General features: G+C 64.7%; 12 protein-coding genes. 1 reads left to right on the forward strand and 11 read right to left on the reverse strand.

Translation table 11 applies throughout. The features are described from left to right. Positions 1-29: 29 nt before the first annotated feature. The 11 genes from BHK69_RS14455 to BHK69_RS14505 are packed head-to-tail and all read right to left on the reverse strand — an operon-like array spanning position 30 to position 11,958. A complete protein-coding gene (locus tag BHK69_RS14455; protein WP_069690709.1) occupies positions 30-974 on the reverse strand; it encodes an RDD family protein in 945 nt (314 codons plus the stop codon). Continuing rightward, positions 958-2,016: a stage II sporulation protein M gene (locus BHK69_RS14460; protein ID WP_503413692.1), complete on the reverse strand. Its 1,059-nt coding sequence runs from the start codon at positions 2,014-2,016 to the stop codon at positions 958-960. Before BHK69_RS14460 ends, BHK69_RS14455 begins: the two co-directional genes overlap by 17 nt. After that, positions 2,013-3,326, reverse strand: a complete 1,314-nt coding sequence (locus BHK69_RS14465; RefSeq protein WP_069690710.1) for a DUF58 domain-containing protein — start codon at positions 3,324-3,326, stop codon at positions 2,013-2,015. The genes BHK69_RS14460 and BHK69_RS14465 overlap by 4 nt, the downstream gene beginning before the upstream one ends. Beyond that, positions 3,323-4,279 carry an AAA family ATPase gene (locus BHK69_RS14470; RefSeq protein ID WP_069690711.1) on the reverse strand — a complete coding sequence of 319 codons (957 nt, stop codon included), beginning with the start codon at positions 4,277-4,279 and terminating at the stop codon, positions 3,323-3,325. The genes BHK69_RS14465 and BHK69_RS14470 overlap by 4 nt, the downstream gene beginning before the upstream one ends. After that, entirely contained in the window at positions 4,248-5,477 is a 1,230-nt protein-coding gene (locus BHK69_RS14475) for a hypothetical protein (RefSeq protein WP_069690712.1), read from the reverse strand. Before BHK69_RS14475 ends, BHK69_RS14470 begins: the two co-directional genes overlap by 32 nt. Then, on the reverse strand, positions 5,474-6,208 hold the full coding sequence (locus BHK69_RS14480; RefSeq protein WP_244548499.1) for a DUF4129 domain-containing protein: 735 nt from the start codon (positions 6,206-6,208) through the stop codon (positions 5,474-5,476). Before BHK69_RS14480 ends, BHK69_RS14475 begins: the two co-directional genes overlap by 4 nt. A 51-nt stretch (positions 6,209-6,259) precedes the next feature. Then, positions 6,260-7,354, reverse strand: a complete 1,095-nt coding sequence (locus tag BHK69_RS14485; RefSeq protein WP_069690714.1) for an ABC transporter ATP-binding protein — start codon at positions 7,352-7,354, stop codon at positions 6,260-6,262. Further along, positions 7,354-8,862: an argininosuccinate lyase gene (locus BHK69_RS14490; protein ID WP_069690715.1), complete on the reverse strand. Its 1,509-nt coding sequence runs from the start codon at positions 8,860-8,862 to the stop codon at positions 7,354-7,356. The genes BHK69_RS14485 and BHK69_RS14490 overlap by 1 nt, the downstream gene beginning before the upstream one ends. Before the next feature lie 3 nt (positions 8,863-8,865). Beyond that, positions 8,866-9,714 carry a carbohydrate ABC transporter permease gene (locus BHK69_RS14495; RefSeq protein WP_069690716.1) on the reverse strand — a complete coding sequence of 283 codons (849 nt, stop codon included), beginning with the start codon at positions 9,712-9,714 and terminating at the stop codon, positions 8,866-8,868. A 1-nt stretch (position 9,715) separates the two neighbouring features. After that, positions 9,716-10,645, reverse strand: coding sequence for a carbohydrate ABC transporter permease (locus tag BHK69_RS14500; RefSeq protein ID WP_069690717.1), 930 nt, complete (start codon positions 10,643-10,645; stop codon positions 9,716-9,718). Positions 10,646-10,674: 29 nt separating this feature from the next. Further along, positions 10,675-11,958, reverse strand: a complete 1,284-nt coding sequence (locus tag BHK69_RS14505) for a sugar ABC transporter substrate-binding protein (protein ID WP_069690718.1) — start codon at positions 11,956-11,958, stop codon at positions 10,675-10,677. Positions 11,959-12,124: 166 nt separating this feature from the next. On the opposite strand from BHK69_RS14505, the gene BHK69_RS14510 reads away from it, so the two are divergent. Beyond that, on the forward strand, positions 12,125-13,162 hold the full coding sequence (locus BHK69_RS14510) for a substrate-binding domain-containing protein (protein ID WP_158516211.1): 1,038 nt from the start codon (positions 12,125-12,127) through the stop codon (positions 13,160-13,162). Positions 13,163-13,241: the final 79 nt, after the last annotated feature.

A 13,241-nucleotide genomic window follows, 5' to 3' on the forward strand; every position in this document is an offset into this window, starting at 1 on the left:
CCGATCCCACACGATAATCGCGGCAGCCCTCAATCGACCGAACCTTGCGCCTGCCGCGATCGCGGCGGCGCCTGTCTGGCGACGGCGATATCCGTCTTGTCGGCGCGCCTGTGACCAAACAGCTGCTCGCGCTCCAGATGCGCGCGCTCGGCGGTGTAGAACTCTTGCAGGAACGTCAATGTATCTGCGGGCGATACCGGCTCGCTCCAACCGATCTTGCGGCAGATCTTGCCGCAAACCTGCTGCTGAATGGCGTAGGTATCGGGCGAACCTGGGCGGCGCAGCAATTCCTCCAGGACATGGAGCTCGAAGGCTCCATAAGCGTCGAGCTGGCTGCGCGTGAAGACATAATGCGCCTGCGTCCGCGCCAGTTCGGCGAGCAAGGCGCGCTGGGGGACGGAAATCACCATCGTTCCCGCGATGAGGTCGCCGGCCCGCAAACGGTCGCGATTGAAGAATGGCAGAGCCGAGATCAGGACAACCCAACCGAAAAAGGCGGCTCCGGTCCAGAAGCCGTTGCCCGCAGCCATGACCGGCATCGTCAGGAAGAGGCCGAGCGGCAGGAATATCTCGACCTCTCGCGTCAGGTTGCGCGCGATGATCGCGCCTGGCAGCAAAGGGCCGCCATTGCGGTCGATGACCCTGAGATGAGCGATGCGCTTGCCCGGCGTCGCGCCTTGGGTGACCAGCTCGAAATGGATGAAATAGAGGTTGCGCAGCAGAAACCCGAGAAACAGCACGATCGTCGTTGCGACCGGGCCGCTCATCTGCTCGAGGAACAGCAGACCCAGGATCAGGAAGAGCAGAATCGTCGCCAGCATCCAGAACAGGAAGTCGATCAGGAAAGCAGTGAGGCGCTCGCCGGGATTGGCAATGTCGACCTCCAGCATCACGCCCTCGGGGCTGACGATGTCGCGGCGGTTGCGCGTGACGCCATCGAGGAAGCGATTGATCCGGTCAAGTCTCTGGGCCATGGCTCACATATCGGCGGTTGGAGAGGAAGTAAGCAGTCCAGAGCACGCCCGTCGCCGCGCCGATGGCCAGGCGCGCCGGCGTATCGGCGATCAGCTGTCGGAAGCCGCCTTCGATGAGGCCTGCCACGAACAGCATCAGCACGGCCCCGCCGGCCAGGCCAGCGGCAGCCCGTCCACTCTGCGCCAGGCTGTCGAGGCGTGAATGGCGGCCGGGAAAGAGGATTTTTTCGGCGATGACCAGCCCGCCGGCCCCGCACAGGATCAGCGCGCCGATCTCCGTGACGCCATGGATCGAGATCCAGCCGACGAAATCGTAGAGCAGGCCGCGATTATGATGCAATGCGAGGAACGCCCCGATTATCACCCCTTGATAGGCCAGCAACAGCAATGTCGGCACACCGCCGAGAATGCCGAGCCCGAAGGTCATGAGGCCGATCGTGGTGTTGTGCCGGAACAGGAAATTGGCGAAGACGACGAAAGATTCGACGAAGCCCGGCCAGGGAGCGAAGATCTCCGTGTCGCGCAATTGTTTGGCGGTATTGCCTGGCCCGCGCCCGCCCGCCATCGCCTCAGGCACCAAGGCGCTGAACCAGCTCTCATTGGGTGCGACGAGCATGAAGCCGATGACGAGGCCGGCAATGATTGCAAGCGTCGCCAGCAGGATGTGCCAGCCGGCGGCCCGTACCGCCGCGGGAAATCCACGCCGCAGGAAGCCAAGCAGGGTTTCCAGCGTGCCGACGCGCGGTCCGTAGACGATGAGGAAGGCCCGCAGCACCAAGCCTTCGAGATAGAGCACCAGATTGCGATCGAGCGCGATGGAACGCGCGACCGAGAGCGAGGACGCAGCCATGCGATAGAGCTGTGGCAACTGCTGCAACTCGTCATCCGAGAGCCGTGTGATGCCCTTCTTCTCGGCGCGCGCGATCAGGCCTTCCAGCGTCCGCCAGGCCGGTTCCCGGCTCCTGCGGAAGTCAGCGCTGCGCAGCGAGACCTTGGGGACGAGCGCGGGCAGGGCGTCGTCGGATATCAGGCTCGTCTCTATAGCAGCCCCCTCTGCTTGATCATGAGATAGCGATTGACCAGGCCGACCGCCAAGCCGCGCGGCGGCACCTCCAGGCAATGCACGCCCATGCGCATGAGGCGCTCCAGGACGACAGCCCGTTCACGCAGCATGTCATGCGCGATGACGGCCTCCGCGGCGGTCCGGAAATGCTCGGGCCTGGCGTCGATGATGCCGGGCAGAAGCGGGTCGCGCAGGGTGACAAAGATCACAGCATGACGATTGGCCATGCGCTGCAGGCTTTCAAGCAGCAATTCAGCCGTTGTCGTGTCGATGAATTCGGTGAACAGCACCACGAGCGCGCGCCGCTTCAACCGGGCATTGAGCTCGGCAAGCCCAAGGGTGAAGTTGGTCTCCTCGACCTGATAGCCCAGCTGGCCGGATGCGTTCTGCAGCCTGGTGAAATAGGGCATGCCGCGCGAGGGCTGCATGAACTGCCGCACATGCCCATCGAAGCCGAAGCTGCCGACATGGTCGCCGCTGCGCAGCGAAATCCAGCCGAGCAGGAGGCCGGCATGGATAGCGTGGTCGAGCCGTGGCAAGCCTTCGATCGGCTCGGCCATCAGATAGCCGGTGTCGAAAGCAAGCACGATCTGATGATTGCGCTCGACGCTGAACTCCTTCGAGAGCAGTTTCAGATGCTTGGCCGAGCGCTTCCAGTCGATGAAGCGATTGTCGAAACCTGATGCATGGTCGCGCAGGGCCTCGAATTCGGTGCCCTCGCCCTTCTGTTGCTGGACCTTGATCCCGTCGACCGCGTCGCGGCTGAAGAACTGGATCGCGGCCGAGGCGATGCCGCGGATATCCGGCAGCACGGTGATCGTCTTTGCCAGCGCGACCCGTCGCGTCCGTACCGCCAGAGCCAGCGGGCCTTGCCAACGCAGCCAGATGGCATCGACAATGATCTGACCACGCCGTTTCGGCGCGACCTGCAGGCTGGCGAGTCCTGGCTCACCAGGCTTGGCGACAAGGCGCTGCGACTGCGGCGGCTCGACCTCGCCGCGCTGTTCTGCCAGGGCGTCAAAAGCGACCGGCCGCGAGGCATGCTTGAGGGCAACGCTCAGTCGAATGGCGCCCATCGTTCCGATGAAGAGGCGCGCCGGCACCTCGCAAGCGATATCGAGACGGGCGAAGCGAATGCAGAGCAGTGCATCGACTCCGATGAGCACCAGGACGAAGAGACCGATATCGAGCGAGATCGGCCAGAGCGCGGGATCCCAGGCCAACAGGACAAGCGCCAGCGGTATGGTCGCGCCGAAGAGCAGGACAGCCCGAAGGGTCGGCCGGATCATCGTGGAACGGCGACCTGATCGAGAATCTCGCCGATAACCTGGTCGCTGATCAGCCCTTCGATTTCGGCATTCGGCGCCAGCACGATCCGGTGACGCAGCAATGGCACTGCCAGCTGCTTCACATCGTCGGGAATGACGAATTCGCGCCCTTGCGTCGTTGCCCTTGCCCGGCTGGCGGAGGCCAGCATCGTTGCCGCGCGCGTCGAGGCCCCCGTCTCGATTGCCGGGTGGTTGCGCGTCGCGCGGATGATGTCGACGATATAGGCGACGAGCGGCTCGCCGAGCTTGATCTGACCGACGAGCATTCTTGCAGCGACCAGCTGATCGCCGGAGATGACAGGCATCAGCCCGAAATCCGCGAGTTTGGGCATGGCGACGCGCTGGCCGTGCCGGGTGACGACGTCGCGCTCCTCCTCCTTGCTCGGATAGGTCAGGTTGATCTTGAAGAGGAAGCGGTCGAGCTGCGCTTCGGGCAGGGGATAGGTTCCCTGCTGCTCGATCGGGTTTTGCGTCGCGACGACCATGAAGGCTTCGCCGAGGTCATAGGTGACCCCGTCGACCGTGACATTGCGTTCGTTCATCGCCTGCAGGAGCGCGGCCTGCGTCTTCGGCGGCGTCCGGTTGATCTCGTCGGCGAGGAGGATGTCGGTGAAGATCGGCCCGCGCGTCAGGATGAAGCTGCTGGTCTGGAAATTGAAGAGATTGGTGCCGAGCAAGTCACCGGGCATCATGTCGGGCGTGAACTGGATACGGCCGAATTTCAGCGCAAGACCCGCAGCGAAGGACTGAGCCAGCAAGGTTTTTGCCGTTCCCGGTACGCCTTCCAGCAGGATATGGCCACCGCAGAGGAGGCTGGTCAGCATCAGTTCGATGACCTCGTCCTGGCCGATGACGGCCTTGCGGATCTCGGCCCTTATCCCTTCAGTGATCGCCGAGACGTCCCGGAATTCCATTCAGCATATCCTTCCGCCATTGGTGAATCGCACGTGCCTGTGCCAGCAGCGTACCGAGATCGCCGGGCTTTGCCGCGGCGATATGCGTCACGGCCTCCGGCGCGGCCAGGCCGCGCGCCTTGGCCGTCTTGTCCAGCCAGCCGGCGAGCTGCGCCTCGTTCAATTGACGCGGTGCGCCCAGCGCTCGGCCGGTGTCCTGCAGCATCATGCCGACATAGCGCCGCAGCATCGCGGGATGATGACCGGCATGGTCGATCAGGGACGCCGTATTGACGATCAGTTCGCGCTTGCCGGCGTCGAGCCGGCGCGCCGGGGCTTGCGGCGTGCCGAAGCGGCCCACCGCCGCCATCAAGAGCAGCGCCACACCGACGACGATCTGCGCGAGAACCAGGTTGAAGGGAAATTCATGAAGGAATTTCAGGAGATTGGGGGGCGCGGTCAGGAAGCCATGGATCGTCTCGTCAAAAACGAGAGGGCCGTCTTTTCCGGCAAGAAGCCGCTCGATGATATCCTTGGCGAAGACAGCGTTGTTGCCTGCGCCGATTCCGTGATTTTCGATCGGATCGGGATCGGACAGCACCCAGATCAGGCGTTGCCCGTCACGCAGCTCGCCGAGCAGGACACCGTCCGAAGCGGCAATAAGCGGCTTCAACCGCGAGTTCTTGATGAGCTGGACCTGCCCGCTGAGGGCCGGGTCTGGAGCCGCAATCAGCTTTTCATAGGATGACGGCGCGGCGACGCGAATGACGTCGCCTCGACCGACGACCGCGCTCAGCACGGCCTCTGCCTGGATCGCCGGCACGAGTTCGGCTGCGCTTATCCAGTCCGTCCGGCGCTCGTCACGGCGCGTGTTCCATTTCGGCAGCACCACCAGGAGGGTCTTGGCGCCCGCCAGCTTGCTGCGGTTCTCGTCACCGACGAGACTCATAGTGGGTTCAGCCAGAACAAGCACACCGTCGCTCCCGAGCGCAGCCAGGGAATGATGTTCGCTGCGTACAGCCCTGTGGCCGAGCTGTTTGACCATCTCGAACAGACCGAGATGGCCGACGGCTGAACGGGAAAAGCTGTTGGAGCCGGCGAGATTGCCCGTGGCGCGACGTTCGCCCGCGCCGGTCAGGAGCAGGGAGGCGGCAAACAGCGCACAAAATGCAGCCGCAAGCGCGGCCACGATCCTGGGCTGAAAGGTCGGTGCGCTCACGCCGCAATGACCGTTGGGAGGGATTGTTTCAAAACGTCGAAGCGTGTCCGGCAGTCGATATAATCCTCATGACTTGCGCTGCGGCCGCCATAATAGGTCCGCTCGACCGACTGGACGACGCCGCTCAGCGCGTCGCGGCCCAGATCGGGCAGTTGCACGCGCCGCAGGATCTCGCGGCTGGTGAGCGATACGGCGAAGCTCACGCCCAAACCGCGACGGATTTCAGTCAGGCTCTTCAGCAAGAGCAGGTGCATGGCCTCGCCATAACGCCCCTGCCGCGCGAGATCGTCGGCTTCGATCTGGGCATCCTCCATGCGGCCCGACGACCCGGCGGTCTGGAGGGCCTCGTCCCGCGTCACGATCTTCCGCGACCGGCTGAAGACCGGGAGGCTGTCGCGCAATGACCAGAGCGTCACCAGCACGCCAAGGATGATCATCCCCCACAGCAGCACGCGTAGCATGTCCGGAGGGAGATCGAAGCTCAGCCAATCGAGCCAACTGGCCGGCCTGACTGTCTCGCCAGGCATTGTCGTCTGCAAATCCCAGCGGCGAATGACCGAATGCAAGATACCGCGCACATCCGAAGACGCCGATATGGCGCTGTCGGAAGGCACGAGCAAAACGATGCTAGGTAACAGGGCAGTGATTTTCACGATCTCTGGATGTTCCCGCGCCTGATCATCTCCCACTATGGCGTGGAATATTCGCGCGCGCGAGAGGCGCTGATGCAATGCTGTGTCGTGTCTCAGTTGAGAATGAGGGCTGGAATTTCCAAACAGCTCTTAGGCGCTGCCGATCAGCGTTCCGGTCTGCTTGTCGAAGAGACGCAAAGCTGCCGTCTGGGCTCCGAAGGCTACCGTCTCGCCGGGCCTGAACGACGCTGTCGCGGGCGCGCGCGCCACCACGCTGCCCTGCGGCAGGTCCAGCAGCACGAAGGTCTCCGGGCCATGCGGCTCGCAGACCCGCACCTTGCCTTCGATGCGGATGGGGAAGGGGGCCTCGCCGGCGGAGAGCAGCTGCAACTCCTGCGGCCTGATGCCGAGGATGACGGCCTGGCCGGGCTGGAGCGGCGGCAGCCCGGTGACGCGGGAGAGATCGACCGCGGCGCCGTTGGCCCCAACTGCGAGCCCGCCATCCGCCGCGACGGCGTCGATCATGTTCATCTCGGGCGTGCCGATGAAGCGCGCGGTGAAGATGTCCGCCGGCCGGTTGTAGAGCTCCATCGGCGAACCGACCTGCAGGATGGAGCCGTCGCGCATCACGACGATGCGGTCGGCCAGCGACATCGCCTCGACCTGGTCATGCGTGACGAAGACGATGGTGCTGCCCAGGCGCTGGTGCAGCTGCTTGATTTCCAGGCGCATCTGCCCGCGCAATTGGGCGTCGAGATTGGACAGCGGCTCGTCGAACAGGAAGGCCACGGGATCGCGCACCATGGCGCGGCCGATGGCGACGCGCTGCCTCTGCCCGCCCGATAGCGCGGCCGGCCGCCGGTCGAGATAAGGTTCGAGGCTGAGCGTGCGGGCGGTCTCGCGAATGCGGGCCTGCTTCTGCGCCTTGGAGAGCTTGGATGTGTAGAGCCCGAAGCCGATATTCTGCGCCACCGTCAGATGCGGGTAGATCGCGTAGTTCTGGAACACCATCGCAATGTTGCGGTGCTTCGGCTCGTGGTCGTTGACCACCTCGCCGCCAATGCGCAGCGTGCCGCCCGAAATCGGCTCCAGCCCCGCGATCATCCGCAGCGTCGTCGATTTGCCGCAGCCGGAGGGGCCGACAAGAACGACGAATTCGCCGTCCTCGATGGTGAGGTCGATGCCGCGGACGGTGGTGATGGTGCCGTAGCGCTTGACGATCTGTTGCAGCTCGATGCGTGCCATCATGCACACTCCGCAATCTCAGGGATGCGACGGTCGAGCTCGGCTGCGGCTTGCGCCTCGCGCGCTGCGATCTGTTGGGCTTTTGTCTCGAAACCCGCCAAGGCCGCGCGATAACCGTCGAGCGCGCGGTCGAGCACTGCGGGAGCCGGGCCGCCGAAACGGTCCCGGACCGCGACGAAATGCTCGGGCGAGACCATTCGCGCGAATTCGGCGGCATTGGCGGCCGGTGAGCGGCCGACATGATGCTCAAAAGCCGTCTTGAAGGCGCTAAAGCCGTCTGTGGGAAGGTCGCCCGCCATCGCCACGACGGCACGCGCGACATCGGCGGCGATCTCGTGGCCGAGCCGGAAAGACAAGCCTTCGCTACGCACCAGCCAATCCGCCAACTCCGTGATCGTGGCGCAGGACCGGCTGAGATTGACGGCGACCCGGTCGGGGTCGATCCGCCCCGCCTCGATCGTCGCGGTCATCAGGTCGAGCACGCGCAAGCCCGCGTCTACAGCCTGATAGCCCATCTCATGGGTTTCGGCCTCGCTGTCGGTCATGTCCGTGAAGGGCGTGTTGTGCATCACGTCGACGACGGCGCGCGCCCGGCCGCAGGTCTGGCTCGCGAGATGGCGCAGATGCTCGAACGGCACCGGATTGCGCTTCTGTGGCATGATCGAGGAGATCTGCACGAAGGCGTTGGGCAGATAGAGCTGGCCGACCTCGAAGCTCGACCAGAACTGGAAATCCTGGATCGGCCGGCCAAGATGCAGGAACAGGAGCCCGATGGCGCTGTAGGTCGAGGTCAGGTAGTCGGTGGCGGCGATGCAGGAATAGGCGTTCTGCAGCGGCGCGGCGAAGCCGAGCAGCCAGGCCACGCGATGCCGGTCGATCGGGAAGCCGGAGGTCGTGATCGCGGCCGCGCCCATCGGGCTCAGATCGACGATCGCGCGTGCCGCCTCGATCCGCTCGATATCGCGGATCAGCACCTCGATGATCGCGCCGAGATAGTGGCCGTAGGTCGTGGGCTGGGCCGGCTGTCCATGGGTATAGGCCACGATCAGGACGTCGCGGTCGCGCGTCGCCACCGCGATCAGCCCCGCCAGCAGGCGGCGGCATGCGGCGAGCAGGCCGTCGATGCGCGGCTTCAGGCCGAGCTTGAGAAAACAGTGGTCGATGTCGTTGCGCGAGCGGGCCGTGTGCAGCCGGCCGCCGATATCGGCCCCAGTGCGCTGCTTGAGCTCGCGCTCCATGTAGAAGAAGTAGTCCTCGACATCGCCGCCATAGGCGAGGGCAGCCGGGTCGATCTCCCGCTCCATCGCCTGCAGCGCGCGCGCGATCGCCGCGCCCTGGCCGGCATCGAGGATGCCGGTTTCGACCAGCATGACCAGATGCGCGCGATCGATGCGGCGCAGCGCCTCGGCATGGAAATGGCGGGCGCCGTCGAAGAGCGGCTTCAGCACCGTCTCGCGATAGACCGGATCGGGAAAGCGCGAGCGGTCGTTGACCTGCAGTGAACCCATGGATCAGCCCTTGACTCCGGCGAGCATGACGCCGCGCACGATGTAGCGTTGGAAGAACAGGAAGATCGCCAGGGTCGGCAGGGTGGCGAGCGCTGCGCCCGTCATGATCAGCTCCCACTGGATCGACTGCTCGACTGCGAAGCTGGAGAGGCCGACCGGCAGCGTGTAGAGCGAGGGATCGGTCGTCACGATCAGCGGCCAGAAGAAGGCCGTCCAGTTGCCGAGGAAGGTGAAGATCGCCAGCGCCGACAGGGCGGGCGTGACCAGCGGCAGCGCCACCTTCCACCAGATCGCAAACTCGTTGAGCCCGTCGACCCGCGCCGCCTCGAGGAAGTCGTTCGGCACGGTCTCGAAGAACTGCCGCATCAGGAAGACGCCGAAGGCGGTGACGAGGCCCGGGAACATGATGCCCAGATAGCTGTCGATCCAGCCGAGCTTGCTCGCCATCAGATACCACGGGATGACCAGCATCTCGGTCGGGATCATCAGAGTCGACAGGATCGCCAGGAAGACGAGGCGCCGGCCCGGAAACGTGAATTTGGCGAGCGTGTAGGCGACGAGGCTGTCGAAGAACAGGCAGGACAGGGTGACGACCGTGGCGATGATCGTCGAGTTCGCGAACCAGCGCATGAAGCGCCCGTCGGACAGCACCTTGACGTAGTTGGCAAGCGTCGGCTGGTCCGGGATCAGGCGCAGATCGTAGACATGGCCGGCCGATTTCAGCGAGGTCGAGAACATGAAGAGCAGCGGCGTGATCATGACCACGCCGCCGAGGAACAGGACCGTCCAGGCGACGATGCGGCCGGGGCGCACGCTGCCATAGGCCGATAGGGGCTGCGTCTGCGCGCTCATCTCAGCGGTTCCTCAGGATCCAGAGCTGCGCCATCGAGATCGAGAACAGGATCACGAACAGCACCACGGTCTGCGCCGCGGCATAGCCCATCTGGTAGGAGGAAAAGGCGGTCTGATAGATCATCAGCACCAGCGGCTTGGTCGAATTCAGCGGCCCGCCGGGATCGTTGCTGGTCATGTTGTAGACCTGGTCGAAGATCCGCAGGAACCCGATCGACGAGAACACGACCAGGAACACCGTCGTCGGCTTCAGCAGCGGAATGGTGATGCGCCGCAGGATCGCGCCTTCGCCCAGCCCGTCGATGCGCGCGGCTTCGTAATAGCTCGTCGGGATGGCGCGCAGGCCCGCCATGAAGATGATGATCTGGAAGCCGAGATGCGCCCAGATCGCGGTCAGCATGATCGCCGGCAAGGCCTGGTCGACCGAGCGCAGAAAGGGCTGGGCCGGGATGCCGAGCGAGCCCAGGATGCTGTTGATCACGCCGATCGGCGGGGGCTGGTAGAACCAGCGCCAGACCCAAGCCATCGCCGCGGCCGTCGTCAGATAGGGCAGGAAATAAAGCGCGCGGATCAGCCCGTGCAGGACGGTGACGCGGTCGAGATAATAGGCGATGGCGAAGGACAGGACGATCGCGATCGGCGTGCCGAAGACGAGATAGGCGAAGGTGTTGGCGAATACCTGCCAGAAAACCGGGTCGGCGAAGAGCTTGCGGTAATTGTCGAGCCCGATGAAGCGGGCTTCGTTGAGCAGGTCCCAGTCGGTCAGCGAGAGATAGAACCCCTCCAGCGTCGGGTAGAAGCGAACGGCGGCGAAGAACAGGACGGGCAGGGCCAGGAAGGTCCAGGCCCAGACGATCTGCTTCGTCGCGATCGACAACCTTCCCCAGGGGCCACTGAGGCCGGCGCTCCGGGGCGATGTCAGCGCGGTCATGCGCGATCCTCCTGTTCGCTCGCGGCCCCTCACTTGCCCTTGAACTTGTCGAGGATCGCCTGCTCCCGCGTGGCGGCCGCTGCGAGCGCCTCCGTGATCGGCGTATTCTTCAGGAGCACGGTGTTGATCATGTCGATCGAGACCTGGCGCTGGGCCGCCTCGTCGACCATCGGCGGCGTCGCGGCATAATCCAGGCCGCGGATGAACGGGCCGTAGATCGGGTCCTTGATGTTGGCCTCCGTCAGCGCCACCGCGCGGCGGGCCGGCAATTCGCCGACCTTGTCGAGCCAGATCGTCATCGCCTTTTCCGATGAGATGAAAGCCAGGAACTTCTCGGCCGCAGCGAGCTTTTCGCCGGTCGCCGAAGCGCCGATGGCGTTGGCGAAATAACTGCCGAAATTCGCCTTCCTGCCGTCCTGCGTCGGCAGCTCCGCGACACCCCATTTGAAGCCCTGGATCGTCTTGTAGGAGGCGATGCGGAACGTGCCGTCGACCACCATGCCGGCCAGCCCGCCGCGGAAGGCGGCCTGGCCCTCATCCATGAAGCCTTCCTGCCCGACGCGATGGAGCTTCTGCAGCCCGGTGTAGAATTCGAGCGATCTGGCGCCGGCCTCGCTGTTGTAGGCGACCTTGCTGCCATCGGCGCTGTAGGATTCGCCGCCATATTGGCGCAGCAGGATCTCGCGCCACCAGTTGTGGTCCTGGCGTGCGATATCGAGCGCCATGCCGACCTGCTGGAAGTTGCCTGCCGCATCGCGCTTGGTGATCGCCTTGGCTGCCGCCACCAATTCGTCCAGCGTCTGCGGCGGCTTGTCCGGATCGAGCCCCGCCTTCTGGAACAGGTCCTTGTTGTAGAACAGCGCCATGCTGCGCACCGCCGTCGGCAGGCCATAATACTGCCCGCCGCGCTTCATCGCCGAGACGATCGGGAAGAAGTCGCGCTCGATCTCGGCATCCTTGAAGCTGGCCTTCGGCAGCGGCTGCACCAGCTTGCCGGCGATGAACGTGTCCAGCCAGCCATAGAACAGCTGCATGACGTCGGGCCCGCGGCCCGCCGCCTTCGCCGCGATCAGGCGCGTCTGATAATCGGCATAGGGGAAGGTAACCTGCTTGACGGTGATCCCCGGATTTTCGGCCTCGAACTGCTTGATCACCTCGCTCATCGCCTGGACGCGGGTGTCGAAGACATATTGCCAGTACTGGATCTCGACCGCTCGGGCGCCGACCGAGCCCGAGGACAGGATGCCGAGCGCGATAGCCGCGGCAAGCAGCTGCCGGCGTAGCGCCAAGCGGGCGATCGTCGCAAACCTCATCAGAATTCCTCCCGAGCTTCACTGTTGACCAGTGTATTGTGCAAGCGCTTGCATGCTAGGACGCCGATAGCATTTGTCAATCGGGGTCGCGGTGGGCTAGATTTATCGTGGAATGCAGGGATTTGGCCTCTCGGCGCCCAGCCTCGCGATGACGGAAAGCAAGCGCTTGCATAACGATGCCGCCGACCTGAAGAGCCTGGCGCTTGCGCTCGGCCTCTCGCAATCGACCATCAGCCGCGCCCTGCGCGCGCATCCCGGCATCCCCGAAGCGACGCGCCGCCGCGTGGTCGCGGCGGCCGACGCTGCGGGCTATCGTCCCAATGCGCGCGCGCGCAGCCTCGCGACGGGCCGGACGGAGACCATCGGCCTGGTCTTCCCGCTCCAGCGCCTCCAGCTCCCGGAAACCAACTTCGTCGATGTCCTGGCCGGAATCTCGACGGCCGTGACCGCGCGCAACTACAACCTGCTGCTGTCGCCTTTCGAGGATGACGAGGCCGGCGTCCTGCGCAAGCTCGCCTCGTCAAAATCGGTCGACGGCGTGATCATCACCCGCCCCCTGGTCAGGGATCCGCGCATCGCCCTGCTCAATGCCTTGCGCCTGCCCTTCGTGGTCCATGGCCGCACGGAGGCGCAGGAGCCCTTCTCCTTTGTCGATACCGACAACGACAACGCCTTCGAGCGATTGACGAATCTGCTGCTCGATTACGGCCATCGCCACATCGTCGTGATCAACGGTCTCGCCCAGTTTCGCTATGTCGCCGCGAGGGCTGCCGCCTTCGAGCGGGCTTTCGCCGCGCGCGGGCTTGCAGCGCCGCTCGACGCCATCGAGTTCGTCTCCATGACCGAGGCGACCGGCTACGAGACCGCGATGCGGCGGCTGGCGGATCCCGAGCCGCCCACGGCCTTCCTGTGCGGCTCGGTGTTTCAGGCGCGCGGTGTCTATCGCGCGCTCGCCCAGCACGGGCTGGCGGTCGGGCGGGATATCTCCGTCGCCTGCCATGACGACGGCGTCAGGGGCTGCAGCGCCATGGATCTCTCGCCGCCTCTCACCGCCACGGCGACGTCGATCCGGGGCGCCGGCGAGGAGATCGCGCTGATCCTGATCGACCTGATCGAGCGGAAGGCGACCGCACCCGTGCAGAAAATCCTGCCCTTCGAGCTCGTCCTGCGCAATTCGGTCGGGCTTGCGAAGCCGAGCGCGTGACAGGCATGAGCGCGACATCAAATTGGCATGAGCGAGGCGAGGCGGAAGTCTGCTTCTTGGCAGAAGCGCAAGGTCCGCT

The sequence above is a fragment of the Bosea vaviloviae genome (assembly GCF_001741865.1).
Lineage (GTDB): Bacteria > Pseudomonadota > Alphaproteobacteria > Rhizobiales > Beijerinckiaceae > Allobosea > Allobosea vaviloviae.

What these genes read in the sequence shown, in the direction of transcription:
- BHK69_RS14470 (WP_069690711.1), bottom strand. Translation starts at nt 4,279, where the DNA reads ATGGAATTCCGGGACGTCTCGGCGATCACTGAAGGGATAAGGGCCGAG.
- BHK69_RS14455 (WP_069690709.1), bottom strand. Translation starts at nt 974, where the DNA reads ATGGCCCAGAGACTTGACCGGATCAATCGCTTCCTCGATGGCGTCACG.
- BHK69_RS14505 (WP_069690718.1), bottom strand. Translation starts at nt 11,958, where the DNA reads ATGAGGTTTGCGACGATCGCCCGCTTGGCGCTACGCCGGCAGCTGCTT.
- BHK69_RS14500 (WP_069690717.1), bottom strand. Translation starts at nt 10,645, where the DNA reads ATGACCGCGCTGACATCGCCCCGGAGCGCCGGCCTCAGTGGCCCCTGG.
- BHK69_RS14465 (WP_069690710.1), bottom strand. Translation starts at nt 3,326, where the DNA reads ATGATCCGGCCGACCCTTCGGGCTGTCCTGCTCTTCGGCGCGACCATA.
- BHK69_RS14495 (WP_069690716.1), bottom strand. Translation starts at nt 9,714, where the DNA reads ATGAGCGCGCAGACGCAGCCCCTATCGGCCTATGGCAGCGTGCGCCCC.
- BHK69_RS14490 (WP_069690715.1), bottom strand. Translation starts at nt 8,862, where the DNA reads ATGGGTTCACTGCAGGTCAACGACCGCTCGCGCTTTCCCGATCCGGTC.
- BHK69_RS14485 (WP_069690714.1), bottom strand. Translation starts at nt 7,354, where the DNA reads ATGGCACGCATCGAGCTGCAACAGATCGTCAAGCGCTACGGCACCATC.